This is a genomic window from Delftia sp. DS1230, assembly GCF_040112715.1.
Lineage (GTDB): Bacteria > Pseudomonadota > Gammaproteobacteria > Burkholderiales > Burkholderiaceae_C > Comamonas > Comamonas tsuruhatensis.
The window spans coordinates 2,857,135-2,873,624 of the sequence record NZ_CP157763.1; the positions used below are offsets into that span (position 1 = coordinate 2,857,135).

Annotated in this window: 16 protein-coding genes; 11 read left to right on the top strand and 5 right to left on the bottom strand. The window is 59.7% G+C overall.

Annotated features, from left to right (window positions below; genetic code table 11):
- Window positions 1-2 precede the first annotated feature (2 nt).
- Entirely contained in the window at window positions 3-575 is a 573-nt protein-coding gene (locus AAN986_RS12800) for a nucleotidyltransferase family protein (protein WP_034369173.1), read from the top strand.
- Between the two features lie 2 nt (window positions 576-577).
- Here the strand turns inward: AAN986_RS12800 and AAN986_RS12805 are convergent, their stop codons facing one another.
- Window positions 578-1,144 (bottom strand): MarR family winged helix-turn-helix transcriptional regulator, encoded by a 567-nt coding sequence (locus tag AAN986_RS12805; protein WP_013802266.1) that lies wholly within the window; start codon window positions 1,142-1,144, stop codon window positions 578-580.
- A gap of 243 nt (window positions 1,145-1,387) precedes the next feature.
- Between AAN986_RS12805 and AAN986_RS12810 the strand changes: the two genes are divergently transcribed.
- The 5 genes from AAN986_RS12810 to AAN986_RS12830 are packed head-to-tail and all read left to right on the top strand — an operon-like array spanning window position 1,388 to window position 6,825.
- On the top strand, window positions 1,388-2,371 hold the full coding sequence (locus AAN986_RS12810) for a tripartite tricarboxylate transporter substrate binding protein (RefSeq protein WP_047217034.1): 984 nt from the start codon (window positions 1,388-1,390) through the stop codon (window positions 2,369-2,371).
- A gap of 1 nt (window position 2,372) precedes the next feature.
- Window positions 2,373-4,667 (top strand): xanthine dehydrogenase family protein molybdopterin-binding subunit, encoded by a 2,295-nt coding sequence (locus tag AAN986_RS12815; protein ID WP_047217035.1) that lies wholly within the window; start codon window positions 2,373-2,375, stop codon window positions 4,665-4,667.
- Window positions 4,660-5,556, top strand: a complete 897-nt coding sequence (locus AAN986_RS12820; protein WP_047217036.1) for a xanthine dehydrogenase family protein subunit M — start codon at window positions 4,660-4,662, stop codon at window positions 5,554-5,556. The genes AAN986_RS12815 and AAN986_RS12820 overlap by 8 nt, the downstream gene beginning before the upstream one ends.
- Window positions 5,553-6,059, top strand: a complete 507-nt coding sequence (locus AAN986_RS12825; protein ID WP_016447071.1) for a (2Fe-2S)-binding protein — start codon at window positions 5,553-5,555, stop codon at window positions 6,057-6,059. The genes AAN986_RS12820 and AAN986_RS12825 overlap by 4 nt, the downstream gene beginning before the upstream one ends.
- The gene (locus AAN986_RS12830; protein ID WP_151019512.1) at window positions 6,049-6,825 is read left to right on the top strand and encodes an SRPBCC family protein; all 777 of its coding nucleotides are present in this window, start codon (window positions 6,049-6,051) and stop codon (window positions 6,823-6,825) included. The genes AAN986_RS12825 and AAN986_RS12830 overlap by 11 nt, the downstream gene beginning before the upstream one ends.
- A 21-nt stretch (window positions 6,826-6,846) precedes the next feature.
- Here the strand turns inward: AAN986_RS12830 and AAN986_RS12835 are convergent, their stop codons facing one another.
- Both AAN986_RS12835 and AAN986_RS12840 read right to left on the bottom strand, forming a co-directional pair.
- Window positions 6,847-7,458 (bottom strand): superoxide dismutase family protein, encoded by a 612-nt coding sequence (locus AAN986_RS12835; protein ID WP_046985507.1) that lies wholly within the window; start codon window positions 7,456-7,458, stop codon window positions 6,847-6,849.
- A gap of 150 nt (window positions 7,459-7,608) precedes the next feature.
- The gene (locus AAN986_RS12840; protein WP_047473238.1) at window positions 7,609-8,232 is read right to left on the bottom strand and encodes a gamma-glutamylcyclotransferase; all 624 of its coding nucleotides are present in this window, start codon (window positions 8,230-8,232) and stop codon (window positions 7,609-7,611) included.
- Between the two features lie 238 nt (window positions 8,233-8,470).
- Here AAN986_RS12840 and AAN986_RS12845 point away from each other — a divergent pair, with 238 nt between their 5' ends.
- A complete protein-coding gene (locus AAN986_RS12845) occupies window positions 8,471-8,995 on the top strand; it encodes an OmpA family protein (RefSeq protein WP_016447067.1) in 525 nt (174 codons plus the stop codon).
- Between the two features lie 94 nt (window positions 8,996-9,089).
- Here AAN986_RS12845 and gloA read toward each other — a convergent pair whose 3' ends face one another.
- On the bottom strand, window positions 9,090-9,539 hold the full coding sequence (gene gloA, locus AAN986_RS12850) for a lactoylglutathione lyase (protein WP_026062330.1): 450 nt from the start codon (window positions 9,537-9,539) through the stop codon (window positions 9,090-9,092).
- Between the two features lie 348 nt (window positions 9,540-9,887).
- Here gloA and AAN986_RS12855 point away from each other — a divergent pair, with 348 nt between their 5' ends.
- From AAN986_RS12855 to AAN986_RS12870, 4 genes are read left to right on the top strand one after another with little or no spacing between them, the layout of a single operon-like run.
- Window positions 9,888-10,544: a response regulator transcription factor gene (locus AAN986_RS12855; protein ID WP_016447065.1), complete on the top strand. Its 657-nt coding sequence runs from the start codon at window positions 9,888-9,890 to the stop codon at window positions 10,542-10,544.
- 19 nt (window positions 10,545-10,563) lie between these two features.
- Entirely contained in the window at window positions 10,564-11,736 is a 1,173-nt protein-coding gene (locus AAN986_RS12860) for an EAL domain-containing protein (RefSeq protein ID WP_047217038.1), read from the top strand.
- A 25-nt stretch (window positions 11,737-11,761) separates the two neighbouring features.
- Window positions 11,762-14,695, top strand: coding sequence for a hybrid sensor histidine kinase/response regulator (locus AAN986_RS12865; RefSeq protein WP_017405167.1), 2,934 nt, complete (start codon window positions 11,762-11,764; stop codon window positions 14,693-14,695).
- Window positions 14,696-14,742: 47 nt separating this feature from the next.
- Window positions 14,743-15,435 (top strand): response regulator, encoded by a 693-nt coding sequence (locus tag AAN986_RS12870; RefSeq protein WP_016447062.1) that lies wholly within the window; start codon window positions 14,743-14,745, stop codon window positions 15,433-15,435.
- A gap of 7 nt (window positions 15,436-15,442) precedes the next feature.
- Here the strand turns inward: AAN986_RS12870 and AAN986_RS12875 are convergent, their stop codons facing one another.
- Window positions 15,443-16,231 (bottom strand): Hpt domain-containing protein, encoded by a 789-nt coding sequence (locus AAN986_RS12875; RefSeq protein ID WP_241150305.1) that lies wholly within the window; start codon window positions 16,229-16,231, stop codon window positions 15,443-15,445.
- Window positions 16,232-16,490 lie beyond the last annotated feature (259 nt).

Sequence of the window (16,490 nt, forward strand, 5' to 3'; positions counted from 1 at the left end):
GCATGCTCAGAGACTTCAAAGGCCGCCCCTGCGTGCTCATCCTCGCCTCGGGCCGTGGCGAGCGTTTCCGCGCGTCGGGCGGCGCCATGCACAAGCTCGCCGCCCCGCTGGGCGGCAGCACCGTGCTGGAACACACACTGGCCGCCGTCCGCGCCAGCGGCCTGCCCTGGCATCTGGAAGATGCGGGCCACCCCGGTATGGGCGATTCGCTGTCTGCGGCCGTGCGTGCCACAGCCGATGCGCCAGGCTGGCTGGTCTTGCCGGCCGATCTGCCGCTGGTGAGTCCACAGACCTTGCTGAAAGTGGCCGATGCATTGCATGCGGGGGCCCGAGCCGCCCAGCCTGTCCATCAAGGCGAGCGTGGACATCCCGTGGGTTTCGGCGCCGCATGCGGCGCGGCGCTCATGGCGTTGAGCGGAGAGAAGGGCGGGGCGCCTGTGCTGAAGGCGCTGCGCGAAGCCGGACATGTGGTTCAGGTCGATGTGGACGATGCTGGTGTGCTCACCGACATCGATACGCTGGACGATCTGGCGCGCGCTGAGGTGTTGCTGCAGAACCGGCCTGAAGTGGGCTGAATTCAGGCTTCGCCGTCTGCCGTAGCGGGGCCGCCTTCGGTCGCTGGGTCGGCTTGGCTGCCTTGGCAATAACCGCGCAGTTTGAGCAAGGCCCGATACATCACCTCCCGTTCCTCCTGCGTCAGCGCCAGCAGAGCAGCGGCCTGGTGTTGCCGGGCCACGGGCATCACCTCGTCATGCAACTGCCGGCCCGCAGGCGTGATGGAGCACAGGATCTTCTTGCGTGGAGTGGAGCCTTGCGCCAGCAGGGCCACCAGGCCGCGTTCCTCGAGCAGCCGCAGCGCCCGGCTCACCAGGGCCTTGTCCGAAGTGGATTGCACCACCAGCGCGCTGAACGGCAACTCGCCTGCATGCGCGACAAGGGCCAACAGCCGCCACTCCGAAACCGTCAAGCCCGCCGTATCGGCATAGGGCACGGTGATGGTGCGCCGCAGCGCATTGCCCACCTGGCTCATCAGCGTGGTCAGAAAGGCATCGACGGTCAGGCTGCTGCCTGCCTCGTCAAGGTGGGTCCAGGGATTGCCTGCGGGCGTGCTGGGCACGGGGAGAGGAGAAGGTGGGATGGACATGTTCCCATCAATTGTTTCACAGGCTGCCTGACGTTTGTCTTGTGGAATTTCTTTAGAGAAATCAATAGAGGTCAATTGGTGTTTTCGGTAAGTTGATCCATCAACTTACTGGAGAAAATCGTCATTGATTCTTTTAAGGATCAATGTTTCATGGGTAAATCATATGAATTCATCCCATAGCCAGCCCCAGCTGCCATGCCCGTATCTGACCGATGCATGTCCGCGCTTTCAAAGGAGCCAGTGATGACCCCCCATCGTCGGCAAGGCCTGACCATTGCAGCATTGGCTTTTGCCACCGCTGTCTGTGGTCCGGCATTTGCACAGGACTACCCCGCCAGGCCGATCACCGTGGTGGTCGCCTATCCCGCAGGTGGTGACACGGACGCCATGGCGCGCCTGTTCGCCGAAAAGCTCACGGTGCGTCTGCGCCAGCCCGTGGTGGTGGACAACCGGCCCGGGGCGGGCGGCACCGTGGGCAACAACCTGGTTGCGCGGGCCGTGCCCGATGGCTACACGCTGCTGTTCACGCCCAACCCCTTCACCATCGCCCCCATGGTGATGAGGCTCCCTCCTGCCGCGACCTATGACCCCTTGAAAGGTTTCGCCCCCGTGGTGCAGACCGCCAGCCAGGCCGTGCTGCTCGTGGCCCATCCCTCCACGGGATTCAAAAGCGTGGCCGACATGGTGGCTGCGGCCAAGGCCGGCAAGACGCTCAGCTACGCCAGTCCCGGCGCAGGCTCGCCCATGCACATAGGTGCCGAGTGGCTGAACCGCGCTGCCGGAGTGAGCATTCAGCATGTGCCCTATCGCGGCGTGGCACCGGCCGTCAACGATGTGGCAGCGGGCCATGTAGGACTGGCCTACGTCACGCTGGGGCCGGTGGCCCAGTACATCCAGGCGGGCAAGCTGCGCGCGCTGGCCGTGACCGACCCGAAGCGTTCGCCCCTGCTGCCCGATGTGCCTTCGCTGGCGGAACTGGGCTACAGGGACATCGCCGCGGGTGCCTGGAATGGCTTCTTCGCGCCCAAGGGCACGCCGGCCGCCGTGGTGCAGACCTTGAACACCCATCTCAACGAGATCCTCAGGATGCCGGAGGTGGCGGCAAAGATGGCCACCTTCGGTGCCGTGCCCGTGGGCGGGTCGCCGCAGGTGCTGGCCGATGTCAACGCTGCCGACTACGAGCGCCTGGGCAAGGTGATCCGCGAACTGGGCATCACCGCTGAATGACATGAATACCTCGAATTCCACGCTGGGCCGCGAGACGGCCCAGGTCACGGCGCTGTCCAAGGTACTAGGTCGTGCCCAGTACGCGGGCGACCTCAAGCTGCCGGGCATGCTGCATGCCAAGCTGTTGCGCAGCCCCTATCCGCATGCGCGCATCGTGCGCATCGACATTGCTGCAGCGCGTGCGCTGCCCGGTGTGAAAGCCGTGCTGACCGGGGCAGATGCACCGCGCACGCCCTGGGGCGTGAGCCACAAGGAGCGGCGCATCCTGGCCGATGGCCTGGTGCGCTTTGCGGGGGAAGAGGTGGCAGCCGTGGCTGCCGCCACAGAAGAGATCGCCCGCGATGCGCTGGACCTGATCGAGGTCGAGTACGAAGAACTGCCCGCCATCCTGTCGCCCGAGGAAGCCCTGGATGAAGAAGCGCCCGGCGTTCATCCGGGCCGGGGCAACATCGCCCACGAGATCCGCTTCGAGCGCGGCGATGCAGATGCCGGATTCGCCGCAGCTGATCTGGTTCACGAAGCCACGTACACCACGCATGCGCAGTACCCGGGCTACCTGGAACCCATGGCCACCCTGGCCTCCATCGACGCCGATGGCCGCCTGTTGGTACAGACCTCCACGCAGTCGGTTTTCCTGGCGCGTGCCCGGCTGGCGGCGGCGCTGGAGCTGCCGGTGTCCGCCATCCGCGTGGTGCAGGCCACCACGGGCGGCGGCTTTGGCGGCAAGATCGTCGAGGACGACAACCAGCTCGTGGCGGGCCTGCTGGCCATGCGCACCGGGCGGCCCGTGCGCCTGGTCAACAACCGGCTGGAGGACTTCCTGGCCTGCTGCTCCAGCGTCCCCGAGCGCATCACGCTCAAGCTGGGCATGGCGGGTGATGGCCGCATCCTCGCCAAGCAGGTGCACATCGTTGCCGAGTGCGGTGCCTATGCGGGTCTGTCGGCCGAGGTCATGCACGTCAGTGCCATGCGCAGCGACAACATGCACAGGCAGGGCAACGTCCGATCGCACGCCACCCTGGTCTATACCAACAACCCGCCGCACGGCGCGTTCCGCGGCTTTGGCGGTACGCAGATGCTGTTCGCGCTCAACAGCCACATCCACATCATGGCCGAGCAGCTGGGGCTGGATCCGGCCGAAGTCCACAAGCTCAATGCAGTGCAAGCCGGCGACGTGACAGTGCATGGCTGGAAGATCGGCAGCGCCGGCCTCAAGGAGTGCATAGACCAGGCCACCGATGCCATCGACTGGCGCGGCAAGCGCGCCCGCCCCCGCCAGGCCCTTGGCGCCCGCCGCAGGGGCGTGGGCATGGCCGCGGCCATGCATGTCAGCGGCAACCGCACCATGGGCAACTGGGACGGCTCCACCGTGGTGGTGCGCATCCATGAGGATGGCCAGGTGCTTGTGCTCAGTGGCGAGTGCGACATGGGCCAGGGCGCGGCCACCATGCTCAGCCAGATCGTCGCCCATGAACTCACGCTGCCGTTGTCGCAGGTCCGCGTGGCCGCACCCGACACGGACAGCACGCCCTTCGCCATAGGCTCGCTGGCCTCGCGCGTGACCATGGCTGCAGGCAATGCCGCCATAGGTGCCGCGCAGGCGGCCCGCAGCAAGCTGCTGGCCCTGGCCGCCGTCGTGCTGGAGGCGCAGGTCGACGACCTGGAGCTGGCCGATGGTCAGGTGCGCGTGCGCGGCACCGACCGTGCGGCAGGCATGGCCGAGCTCGCTCGCCAGCACATCTGGCGCCATGGCGGCGAGGGCATACAGGTCAGCCACACCTGGGATGCCCAGACGCAGATGCACGACGCCCAGCTGCACGGCAACATCGCGCCGGCCTATTCCTTCGCGGCCCAGGCAGTGGAGGTCGAGGTCGATACGGAAACCGGCCAGGTCCTGGTGCTTGACAGCTATGTGGCCGACGACTGCGGCAAGGCGCTGAACCCCGTCGCCATCCATGGGCAGACCAACGGGGCCACCGTCCAGGCCATGGGCTGGGCCCTTTACGAGCAACTGCACCTGGAAGGCGGGCGCCTGGCCAACGGCAACTTCGCCGACTACACCATGCCAACGGCCGACGCCGTGCCCTTGCTGCGCGGCGGCTTTGTCGAGTCCAACGACCCCAACGGCCCCTATGGCGCCAAAGGGGCCAGCGAAACCGCCATCCTGCCGGGAGCGCCTGCCATCGCCAACGCCGTGTACGACGCCATCGGCGTGCGCATATGCGATCTGCCGATCACGCCCGAAAAAATCCTGGCGGCGCTGCGCGCACGCGCCGAGGAGGGCCGTCATGCATGACTTCGACTTCCTGGAGCCCACCTCGGTGGCGGAGGCCAGCCGGTTGCTGGCCGAACTGGGCGAGGACTGCCGCGTGATCGCCGGCGGCACGGCCTTGATGCTGGGCATGCGCCAGCGCATGCTCGCGCCCACGCACCTGGTCTCGCTGGCTGGCATCGATGCGTTGCGCGGCCTGGACTTCGACCCGGTGCGTGGCCTGCGTATCGGCGCCCTGGTGCGCCATGCCGAACTGGCGGCCTCGCCGCTGGTGTCGCATCACTATCCTGTCCTTGCCGGCATGGCGCAGCGCATGGCCAACCCGCAGGTGCGCAATCAGGGCACGGTGGGCGGCAATCTCTGCTATGCCGACCCCTCCACCGACCCGCCCGGCTGCCTGATGGCATTGGGCGCCCAGATCGTGCTGGCCAGCTCAAGAGGCGAGCGCCTGTTGGACATCGAGGACTTCCTGGTCGACTACTACGCCACGGCGCTGGAAGGCGACGAGATCGTCAGCGAGATCCGCGTGCCGCCCATGGGGCAAGGAGACGACCGGCGCAGCGGTGTGTACACGCGCTTTCTGCGCACAGCGGCCGAACACCGGCCGCTGGCCAGCGTGGCCCTGGTGGCGCACACCGCCGGGGGCATCTGCCGCGACGCGCGTCTCGTCGTGGGCGCCTCTACGCCCATACCCGTGCGCCAGCGGCGCGCCGAGGGCTTTCTTGAAGGCCGTGCCCTCACTTGGGCCTTGGCGGCCGAGGCGGGTGACATCGTCGCGGCCGACATCACACCGGTTTCGGACCTGCGCGGCTCGGCGGATTTCCGCCGAGAAATGGTGCGCGTCAACGTGCGGCGCACCGTGGCCGAACTGTTTGGCCTGGACCTGGCACTGGAACAAGGAGAGCTGGCATGAGCCGACATCGCATCGAATGCACCGTCAACGGCGAGCCCTGCAGCGTGGACGTGCCTGCGCGCCGGCTGCTGTCGGATTTTCTGCGTGATGACCTGCACCTGACGGGCACCAAGCGCGGCTGCGAGACGGGCGTGTGCGGCGCCTGCTCGGTGCTGCTGGATGGCGAAGTGGTGAAGTCCTGCCTGCTGCTGGCCGTGCAGGTCCAGGGCCGCGCGCTCACCACCATCGAAGGCCTGGCCGACCGTATTGCTGGGGGTGCGGGCGCAGACCCGTCACAACGGCTGCACCCGCTGCAGCAAAGCTTCATGCAATGCGGCGGCCTGCAGTGCGGCTACTGCACACCGGGCTTCATCATGGCCGCCTGCGATCTGCTGGGGCGCAACCCCCTTCCCGGCGCGGACGAAGTTCGCCATGGCCTCAACGGCAACCTGTGCCGTTGCACGGGCTACACCCAGATCGTGGAATCGGTCCTTGTGGCCGCGGAGAAAATGCATGGAAATTGAGAAAACCCTGACTGTTTCGGCATCGCGAGAGCGGGTATGGGCGTTGTTGCTCGATCCCCAGGTCATGGGAGGTGCCGTGCCGGGCATGCAGTCCATCGAAGTGGTCAGCCCCACCGAATACGTGGCGGTGATGCACCAGAAGATCTCCTTCATCAGCGCCAGATTCAAGCTGCGCACACGCATCGTCGAGCAACGCGCTCCCGAGTATCTGCGCGTGGAAGGAACGGGAGAAGACACCTCGGTGGCCAGCTCGCTCAAGCAGCGCAGTGAAATCTTCCTGAGCGCCACGCCGGACGGAGGCACCGAGCTGCGCATCAAGATCGACGTGGACCTGCTGGGCCGTCTGGGCGCCTTCGGCCTGAGCGTGATGAAGACCAAGGCCGACCGAATATGGGAGGAGTTTGGTAACAATCTGGCCGCGCGGCTCGAAGGCGGGGGAGGGGAGCCCGCTGCGGGCAAGGCGACCATGCAGGCGCCTGCACCTGTCGCGCCCGCGCCGGCCTCCGAGCCAGCCGGGGAAACGGTGGTGCAAGCCCGGAATTCGCCAGCACCAGCGCCAGCTTCGGAGCTCTCCTCCACGGCCCAAGACCTGCGGGGCCGTGGCTGGTGGGGGCGGCTAATCGGCAGCTTGAGCGGAGAGGGCAGCGCGGGCGCTGCCGACACCATTCATGTCGAGCTGCGCCGTGGCGATACCACGGTCAGCGTCCAATGGCCGGGCGCGCGCGCCGAGCAGTGCGCGGCGTGGCTGCGCGACTGCCTGCGCTGAACGCAGACCCGGCCGAGCACATCATCCGCGCGTGATCACCGCACAGGCCAGGCGCGCCCCGGAATTGCCGGTGGGCTGCGTGGTGTAGTCGTCAGGGTCCTTGTGCACGATCAGGCCGCGGCCCACCACGCTGTTGGGACTCTGATCCAGTGCCAGGCCGCGCGAAACGAAATCTATGCTGGCCATGCCTTGCGCGTCGGACCGCAGGCTGGGCAGATCCCCTGCGTGGTGGACAGCGGAATCGAAGCGGCCATGGGCGTGGCCGGTGGGGTTGAAATGGCCGCCCGCGCTCAGGCCATCAGGGCTGGAGCAATCGCCTTTCTCATGGACATGAAAGCCATGCTCGCTGTTGGGCGCCAGCCCCTGAACCGAGCCCTGAACGCGCACGCTGCCATCGGCCTGGGCAGTGAACTGCAGGCTGCCGCTGACCTTGCTGCCTTGCGTGGGCTGCAGCTGGGCCATGGCCACGTTGCGGGCGGCAGGGGCTGCGGTGACGGCTGCCGGGGTGGACGCCGCGGCTGCGGCAGGAGGCTTGGCCTGGCTGCCGCAGGCCCCAAGGGCCAGCACCATGCCGGTTGCCATCAGCAGCTTCACGGCGGTGGACGGGGTGGATGGGGAAGCGTTCAAACGCATGGTGGCAATCTCCTGGTTGATATCCGTGCTGGAAAAGTTGTGAGGCGCATTGCGCGCAGCCGCCATCTTGCAGCGTGCAATACGGTGGATATGTCGGAGAGGGCAGCGTTGTGCGCCTGCGCGCATCAGCGTATCAATCGCATCAAAGCGTCAGCGCGCGGCTTGCGCACCCGCTTCAGGCTGGCCCGCGTAGCTGAGCAGGCGCTGCAAGGCGCGGTCCCGGATGCCGAGGCGCTTGAGTTCATCGAAGGTTGCGCGCGCATAGTCATGCGTGCTGCCATAGATGCCCTTGGCCTCGCTGAAGATGCGGCGATAGTCTTCGGGCGCCAGCTCGCCCGTGTGATTGGGGCTTTGCCGGGACAGCGTGAACGCCAGCGCCTGCACCGTGCCCTGGCCGGTGCGGCAGGGCAGCCAGCGTGGGTCATAGACGGCATTGGCCATCTCGCGCTGCCACAGCTTTCTCATGACGTCATGGCCGTGGTGCCGGGGAATGCGGAACACCATGCCCTGGCAACTGCCGCCGGACAGCATGCCAAAGACCAATCCAGGATTCTGGGGCGTGCCGCGGTTGATGGTGCTCCACATCTTCAATGCCCGGTGCCAGCCAAAGACACGGGCCGTGCGGCGTTCGCAGAAATCGAAATCCGGCCGCCAGATCAGCGAGCCGTAGCCAAAGATCCAGAGGTCATCGCTTCCGCCCCATCGGTGCAGCGCCTCGTCCAGCATGGGCTGGGACTCTCGGCGGGCAAATGAGAATTCTGGCAGGGCGGACATGGGCGCTGTGGCGTGAAGGAACAATGACGTTTTAACGCCTGTCGGCCCAAACGGTGCACAAGCGCCTGCGTTGCACTTGCACGGCCGGTCTTTTGTCTCTGCGGCGCCACAGTTCGTGCCGGGTGGCATCACGGGGCTTGGGCGGTGCGCAGGGTCGTTGGCGGCGGCCCTCTACAATCGGCCGGTTTTTCGCAGTCTTTCTGGTTTCCTTCAACAGTTCATTCACGGAGAGTGCTTCATGTCCTTCAGTCAATCCGACGACGACAGCCAACAACGTTTTGCCCTGGGCTTTTTGTTTGCGCTGATTGCGCTCGTCGTCTCCACGGTCGTGGGTGTCGTGGTCTACCAGCGCGGTATTGCGCATGGTCCTGCAAAGACGACAACCGGCGCCACACCTGTGCCGGCGATGGCGCCTGTGGTCCTGGAGGAAGACGTGGCGCGTGTCGTTGTCGAAAACGGCGTGGTCAAGTTCTACTTCGCATCGGCCAAGGCCGAGCTGGCGGCTGGCGCCAATGAAGCGCTGGCCGATGTGGTGGCTGGTGTGCAGGGCGGCAAGCGCGCCGTGATCTCTGGATACCACGACGCCACCGGCAGCGCCGAACTCAACGCCGAACTGGCCAAGAAGCGCGCCCTGGCAGTCCAGGCTGCCCTGTCGGCACTGGGCGTGGCCGAGGAAAAGGTCGAACTCAAGAAGCCCGAACAACTGCAGGCCGATGGCAGCAATGCCCAGGCCCGCCGGGTGGAAGTGATCCTGGTGGATTGAACCGAATCAGCAGTGCGGCTGGCAGCAGCCGCAGCTAAAAACAAAGGCCCGGAGCGATGAACGCTCCGGGCCTTTGTTTTTGGGGCTGCGTGGATCAGGAATTGCGCAGGGGATCGAACTTCTCGCCGCCAGCTGGCTGCACGCCGGCATGGGCGCGTGAGTTCTCCTGTATGAGTTCTATCTTGTAGCCGTCCGGATCCGTCACAAAGGCAATCACCGTGGTGCCGCCCTTGACGGGGCCGGCCTCGCGCGTCACGTTGCCGCCGGACGCCTTGATCTTCTCGCAGGCGGCATAGGCATCAGGCACGCCAATGGCGATATGGCCGTAGGCCGTGCCCATGTCGTAGGACTCCGTACCCCAGTTGTAGGTCAGCTCGATCTCGGCCTGGCCAGGGTTGCCGCCCTCGAAGCCCAGGAAGGCCAGCGAGTACTTGTACTCGGGGTTCTCTGAGGTTCGCAGCAGCTGCATGCCAAGAACCTGGGTGTAGAAATCGATGGAACGCTGGAAATTGCCAACGCGCAGCATGGTGTGAAGGATTCGCATCCACGGATTGTGCCGGGATTTGGCGGTCTCTTCACGCGCTCGGCCATGGGGTGAGGTCGCTTCAGCCCCACCGCGGCATCGGTCGCGGGCTCCTGCCCGGGCGCGTGCATCTCATCCACAGACTCCCGTGTGGTCCGGATGCTTGGCCTGCAACGCATTCAACCACCGATTCAACTATCTGTTGAATTCTAGGAGTGCTCCCTAGGACTGACGCCCGAATTCGCAGCAATTGGGCCAAAAAATCAGACAAATCTTAGATTTTGAAGTGGAAAAATCAGATTAATCCAATTAAATCCTAGTGCGCCACTGCCTAGAATAGGAATGTTCTTCTTGCTAATTTTTTGAGTCATGAAAAATTTCGTCTTGCGGATACTGATTGCCGATGACCATCCGGCAGTTCTGGCAGGCATAGAAAGTGTTTTGGAGGAAAAAAATGAGATAGAGATTGTGGGTCGAGCGAAAAACTCCACGGAAATCATCAATTTTCTCAGGCAGAACGAATGCGATGTGCTGGTGACTGATTATTCAATGCCCGGCGGAACCTATGGTGACGGCCTGGTCATGCTGAATGTCATCCGGCGACGATTTCCCGGCGTCAAGATCGTGATGCTGACCATGATTGAGAATATTGGGATCATCAAGTCGCTTGCCAATCAGGGGATCTACAGGATAGTCCATAAAACAGATTCTTTGGGGAGCCTGGTGCCGGCGATCTATGCGGCATACACAGATGGTCAATTCATTTCGCCGAGCGCAAGCAAACTGCTTGGCGGCGAATGGCTCGGGGCGGTACGAACATCGATAGAACTGTCAAAGCGTGAAGAGGAAGTTCTGCTCCTTTTCATTTCTGGAATGACAGTGTCTGAAATAGCGAAAAAACTCTATCGCAGCATCAAGACGGTCAGTACGCACAAGGTGGCGGTCATGAATAAACTGGGCATCCGCAAGGACATTGACCTCATTCGCTATGGAATAGAGATGGGATGGATTGATGCCAGAAAATAGTCCCGATCATGGCAAAAGAATGATCGTTGCCACAAACGATCCGATGGCCCCATATTGGATACAGCAATGTTGCAAACAGCAAGGAATTTTTCACGGCATTCAATGGATCAGCAATACGGATGAGCTTCTGGCGGAACTGAAGAAATCCAATGCGGATGCGGCCTTTGTGGATATGGATTTCATCGGCGAAAAGCTGATGAGGTTCCTCAATGATCTGGCACTGTCTGAAGTGGATGTTCCCATCATCCTTGTCAGCAGCTGCGAACCAAGAATATTCCATGCGGTCGCTGACTATGCCCGGAGCCTGGCACTCAACATCGTCTGTGCAATATCTCGCTCCAGAATGGCAAGAGAGGTGCCGGTCAACGGGGATTTCCTGCTGCGTATCCTGGGGCGGACCAAGACGGAGGGTCAGCCCAGGACGATCTTGCCGATCCCGAGAGCAAGGTTGACGAACGCTTTGCACAGCGGCGAAATCGTTGCCCATTTTCAACCCTTGCATCATGCAGGCTCGGGCAGGATCATCGGGGCGGAAGCCTTGGCCCGGTGGCCTATTTCGGCCACGGAACTGTTGCCACCTGCTGCGTTCATGAAGGCCATCGGAGACCATGGATTGATGCATGAGCTCACTCTCCAAATGCTCCTGCAGTCCATCTCTTTCATCAAATCGGCAGCACCTTCAGGGCAGTTCATCTGCAGCATCAATGTATCCGCCTCCCTGGCGGCATCCTGGGAGTGGATGGATTCGGCATTGCGCGTGATCAGGGATGCAGGTGTCTCCCCTGAAAATATCGGTTTTGAGGTGACGGAAGATGGGGCGGATGATCTCGACAAGTCTCTGGGCGGTGTCATTGCGAATTTACGAATGAGTGGCTTTCAGTGCGCAATGGATGACTTTGGCGTGGGCGGCTCGACCCTAGGGCGCCTGCTTAGCGTTCCTTTCAACCAGATCAAGATTGACAAGGCTTTGCTGCATGCTGCAAGAAACCAGGCCCATGCAAAGAGAGTGCTGAGCAAAGCGGTGTCGCTTGCGAAAGATGTTCGGGCACAGGTGGTTGTTGAGGGAGTGGAGGACGTTGATGATCTGGGAATGATCAGGAGGATGGATGCCGATGTCGCCCAGGGATTCTTGTATTCCAGAGCACTTTCCTGCAAAGATTTTATCGACTACATGAGGCGATCATTGGCCTGAGCAATGGCTGTATATCGATGTCCAGATGGAAATCCATAAAAAAGAAATTGCAGAAAAGGAAGATCTTCTGCTTCTGGCTAGATATAACAAGAGACTGCTTTTTGGTGGGGGGCTGATCTTTTCTTTCCTTGTGATCATTGTCGCGTTATTTGCGGCATCGTTCGAGTTCAATGATTTCATGGAGGAAAGAAGGTCAATTTTTCAGAACAAGAGAACTAGAATTCTGGTGGAGATAGAAACAAAGCAGGTCATCATGATGCGTGGAATAATCGCATCAGAATTGCTTTGGGGGCAAGCGCATATATCGCAACCGGCGGGAGTTGGCAGGCCGGGCGCTATGATCACGGGTGTGAGTCCGGTGGTTTTGCTCGAGGATAAGGGCGACAAGCCTGCATGCAGGCGATACAGGGATATGCTGGAGGAGCTTGCATACCTGGCAAACTCGAGTTTTCTTCAGGATGGAAGAGCCATATCTGTATATGCCTTCAGTCCGGATGGCGGGTTCATCGGTGCTCTCCTGCCTCAGATTCCAGATGAGCCTGAGCGGGAACGGATGCTTTTGGAGCTTCAGCAACAGATTGCCGGGCTGCCGAAAGACAAAGGCGTTCCACTTCATTCCGGACAAGTGCGCCACCCCATTTGGCTTCCCCCGACCAAAAGTATTCTGACGGGTGAAATGTCGTTCCAGGTTGTTGTTTCTGCATTCCACAGGGGTAAGCCATTTCTCACCGTGGTGAGTGACATGCCTACCCAGCATATTGAGAATCTGATGCAGCAAGGTGAGGATAGAAGTTCCTTTCTGATCATGGACTCCCAGGGGAGCGTTGCCCTGGGTGTTGAACCAGAGGGCTACAGCAAAGCGGATTTCTTTGATATTGAATCATCGAAATTCCAAGGCAACCTGGTGAGCCGCTATCTTCTGTTCAAGTATGGTGCTGTATACAAGGATGGTTTTTTTCATTACTACTCGAGGATATCGAATACAAACATGATTCTGCTCCACGTGTTTTCGTGGAAGGATGCGGTTTTTCTAAAGGGAAAATCGTTCGTATATTTGATTCTTTCGTTGATATTCATTGTCTTGTTCTGGTGTTTTTTGATATATTTCTACGAAAAGGTATTTATTCCAATCTATGAAAAGGCAAAGAATGTTTTCGATACCGAGCAGCTGAGTCGAACCATTATTGCCATGGCTCCTTACGGACTTGGTCTTCTTGATTTCAAGGAGAAAAAGATGCTGTTGGAAAACAGCATGATGTTCAAATACAAGGAGAGTGCAGTACTGCGTGGCCCGGTCCCTGGCGAGCTATTGATCGGCTATTTCCACAGAGTTTATGTGGAGAAATATCTTGGTGGCGGGAAAAGTGACTATGTGCCCGTGTCCAGCGAGGTGGTGATTTCCAACGATGGAACCATTGCAGAGCTCTCCATGATCATGGTGAAGGCAAAATACCAAGGTCGGAACGTGCTGTTGTGCGGGTTTGCCGATATCACGGCTCACAAGCAGGTCCAAAGAAGCCTGGAGGATGCAAAGAAGGCTGCGGAAGAGGCAAACCATGAAAAATCATCTTTTCTCGCCGTAATGAGCCACGAGATACGCACTCCACTCAATGCGATACTGGGGAATCTGGAAATACTGGGAAGAAGCATTCTGTCCATGGAGCAGAAAACACGGCTGGACATCATTTCGAATTCCTCACATTCTCTTTTGTCTCTGTTGAATGATGTCCTCGATTTCTCGAAGGTCGAGTCTGGTCAGATGAGTGTCGAGATGGCCGGATTCGATCTCAAGTCTGTGATCAGGCAGGTGGCATCCATCTATAAACCCTTGGTGACAGAGGCAAAAATTGAATTTTCCCTGACCATCGATGATTCGCTGAAGTCTGGATATCTTGGCGATGCTGAGCGCATCAAGCAAATACTCAACAATCTTCTCAGCAATGCCTTGAAGTTCACCAAGAGTGGAAAAATAGAGGTATATGCATCCGACAGATCCGGCGAGCTGAACATCAAGGTATCCGATACTGGAATAGGTATTCATCATTCGCAGCATGCGTTCATCTTCGATGCATTCAAGCAGGCCGGTTCGGAAATCGCCACGAAGTTTGGAGGAACCGGACTTGGGCTGACGCTGTGCCAGCGGATGGCCCACCTCATGGGAGGGGAGATCCGGTTTTCAAGTGTCCTTGGAAAAGGCAGCATTTTCGAGCTGGTGCTGCCCGCATACCATGCGCAGCCCGCATCATCCGCTGTCGCTTGGGAGGATGGCGATGTCCTGCTTTCGGAGGACGAGCGAGAGGATTTCTCGGCAAGGATTCTGGTGGTGGATGACCACCCTGTTAACAGAATGCTGTTGCTGGATCAGCTGAGGATCATTGGGTATGAGGCCGATTCTGCAGAAGGAGGGGAATCTGCCTTGAGCATGCTGGCACAGCTGGCCTATGACCTGGTTCTAACCGACCTGCAGATGCCCGGCATGAACGGTTATGTGCTTGCACAGCACATCCGTAAGGATTACCCCGGGATTAGAGTGGGGGCAATAACGGCAAACGCAGGCAAGCATGAAAGGGATAAATGTGCCAAATTCGGTATATCTGACATCATCGTCAAACCAGCCTCCCTGAAAAGCATCAAGGAATTCATTGATAGAAATATCGGCAAGTCCGGGGTTTGCCAAGTGGATGCATTGCCGGCAAGAACAAGCAAGATTTCTGGCTACCGTGACATTCTTGTCTCAACAACACAAGCATCCTTGATCTCCTTGAAGAAATCCTTGGAAAAAAGAGATCTCGTGGCTGTGCATAGGGAAATTCATGCCATGAAGGGGGCATTTGCAGTGGCAGGGTTCAATGACATAGTCCAGGCGCTTGATAGGATTTCTTCTCTTGTCAATGCGCGAGATTTTCGAGCGGTCGATGTGGAGCTCGTGAATTTCATGGACGTTCTGAAAGATTTGTGAGAAAGGTTGAAAGCCGGCTGGTGTCAGGTTATTCATATTTACGCGCAATGGACTATAAAAAATACCTGAAAATATCCGTATTGTTGGCGGACGATCATCCTGGGATAATATCAGGTGTCAGGCATGAATTGTCTGGTGAGTCAGAAATTGCATTGAATGGGAGTGTTTCAAATTCAACCGATCTGATTAAAAAGCTGGAAGAGGGAGGTTTTGATGTGCTTGTATCCGATTACTCCATGCCGACCGGGCAATATGGAGATGGACTGCATCTATTCGGATATATATCGAGAAGATTCCCAAAATTGGGTCTGGTGGTCCTGACCATGCTGGATAACTCGGCAATACTGCAGGCTCTGGGTCGTGTCTCGAACATCAGTATTGTCAGCAAGGCCGATCCGGTGCTGCATCTTGTTCCCGCGATCCACGCGGCATTCACTGGCGGAGTTTATTTTTCGCCAGCCATCGCCGAGCGGCTGGAAAGAGGTGGTGCGGGCGGGTTGGGCGGAGTGCAGGGGGAGAGAAGAGTGCCTGCCGAGCTGAGCCCCAAGGAGTCCGAGGTAGTCCGGTTGTACGCTGCTGGCCTGCGCATTGATGAAATTGCAGCCAAGCTCAACAGGAGCAAGAAGACCATCAGCACGCAAAAAGTCAAGGCCATGCAAAAGCTCGGCATAGAGCGAGACATAGACCTTATGAAATATGCCTTGGAATGTGGGTGGGTGACATCATCGAGATCTCAATGATGCATGTTCATTCCACCTTCAGTGCCTGTATGTCCTGGATGACTGCTTCAAGCTGGAGCTCCAGCAGCGAGAGCGAATGTCTGTGATATGCCAGCCCATCATGGCCCATGCGGCTTTCCAGGTCGGCGCACCGTATTGACAACTCGACCAGATCAAAGAATCTCAGTGAGCCAGACAGGTTGTGAAGCTCTCTTTGCACATCTTCGCAGTTTGGGCTGGATTTGATGGTTGCCAGAGAAGAGCGCGCAGATTCCAGGAAGGCATTTCTGATGGTTGGCGCAATTTTCTCGAAATGAACGACTTCGTCAGTCGGCAGGAGGCTGTCGGGGTTGGCATGCGTTGAATGGATCGCCATCGTCAGCGCATCAAAAATCCCCTGCGGTGAATGCCAGGATACCGCGATGATGCGGGCATTGATCACTCTGGGCTGCATGGGATGGCTGGCTTCACATTCGATGATGCGTGCCGCTCCTGCCACCAGGCGGTTTTCGTCCTTGGCATTCCATAAAGTCTTCGGCCCGCACAGCACGACAACGTGGAACTTCTGTAGCCGATCCTGGCGAATCGCGGTGGGATGGCGGCATGCCGTGGTCACCAAACCCCACTCCTTGAGCAAAGGGAGCAGATGGGCGTGCTGATCGTCGCATGACGAGATGAACAGAATCTGCTGTCCTGAAAATGGCAGATGGGGCCGCAAGAGTGCATCTGCGACAGGTGTCGTTCCAAAGGCGGTCGGTAGCTTGTCAGGACGGCGTGCGGTGGGGGCACTGTCCAGGGCGGAGATCTGTTTTGTCATGGAAGGCCGAACGTCGGGGGCCGGTCTCTACAGCGAGAAATTTCAAGATGCAGATCAGGCCGACTGATTGAACCACGGCATCCATCCACAGTGCATGTCTAAGGGCATGTGCGCGTGCTTGCCGCGATTGCACGGGGCCAGGCCTGGGCAATGCCGCCCTGCAGAAGTGCAGGCACGCCAATTCAGGTGCACGTTCCAGGTGGGGCCAGAATGAAAAAAGCCTGCAAGTGACTGCAGGCTGTTTTCATGGAGGCGTTTA

What these genes read in the sequence shown, in the direction of transcription:
- AAN986_RS12800 (WP_034369173.1), top strand. Translation starts at nt 3, where the DNA reads ATGCTCAGAGACTTCAAAGGCCGCCCCTGCGTGCTCATCCTCGCCTCG.
- AAN986_RS12805 (WP_013802266.1), bottom strand. Translation starts at nt 1,144, where the DNA reads ATGTCCATCCCACCTTCTCCTCTCCCCGTGCCCAGCACGCCCGCAGGC.
- AAN986_RS12810 (WP_047217034.1), top strand. Translation starts at nt 1,388, where the DNA reads ATGACCCCCCATCGTCGGCAAGGCCTGACCATTGCAGCATTGGCTTTT.
- AAN986_RS12815 (WP_047217035.1), top strand. Translation starts at nt 2,373, where the DNA reads ATGAATACCTCGAATTCCACGCTGGGCCGCGAGACGGCCCAGGTCACG.
- AAN986_RS12820 (WP_047217036.1), top strand. Translation starts at nt 4,660, where the DNA reads ATGCATGACTTCGACTTCCTGGAGCCCACCTCGGTGGCGGAGGCCAGC.
- AAN986_RS12825 (WP_016447071.1), top strand. Translation starts at nt 5,553, where the DNA reads ATGAGCCGACATCGCATCGAATGCACCGTCAACGGCGAGCCCTGCAGC.
- AAN986_RS12830 (WP_151019512.1), top strand. Translation starts at nt 6,049, where the DNA reads ATGGAAATTGAGAAAACCCTGACTGTTTCGGCATCGCGAGAGCGGGTA.
- AAN986_RS12835 (WP_046985507.1), bottom strand. Translation starts at nt 7,458, where the DNA reads ATGCGTTTGAACGCTTCCCCATCCACCCCGTCCACCGCCGTGAAGCTG.
- AAN986_RS12840 (WP_047473238.1), bottom strand. Translation starts at nt 8,232, where the DNA reads ATGTCCGCCCTGCCAGAATTCTCATTTGCCCGCCGAGAGTCCCAGCCC.
- AAN986_RS12845 (WP_016447067.1), top strand. Translation starts at nt 8,471, where the DNA reads ATGTCCTTCAGTCAATCCGACGACGACAGCCAACAACGTTTTGCCCTG.
- gloA (WP_026062330.1), bottom strand. Translation starts at nt 9,539, where the DNA reads ATGCGAATCCTTCACACCATGCTGCGCGTTGGCAATTTCCAGCGTTCC.
- AAN986_RS12855 (WP_016447065.1), top strand. Translation starts at nt 9,888, where the DNA reads ATGAAAAATTTCGTCTTGCGGATACTGATTGCCGATGACCATCCGGCA.
- AAN986_RS12860 (WP_047217038.1), top strand. Translation starts at nt 10,564, where the DNA reads ATGATCGTTGCCACAAACGATCCGATGGCCCCATATTGGATACAGCAA.
- AAN986_RS12865 (WP_017405167.1), top strand. Translation starts at nt 11,762, where the DNA reads ATGGAAATCCATAAAAAAGAAATTGCAGAAAAGGAAGATCTTCTGCTT.
- AAN986_RS12870 (WP_016447062.1), top strand. Translation starts at nt 14,743, where the DNA reads ATGGACTATAAAAAATACCTGAAAATATCCGTATTGTTGGCGGACGAT.
- AAN986_RS12875 (WP_241150305.1), bottom strand. Translation starts at nt 16,231, where the DNA reads ATGACAAAACAGATCTCCGCCCTGGACAGTGCCCCCACCGCACGCCGT.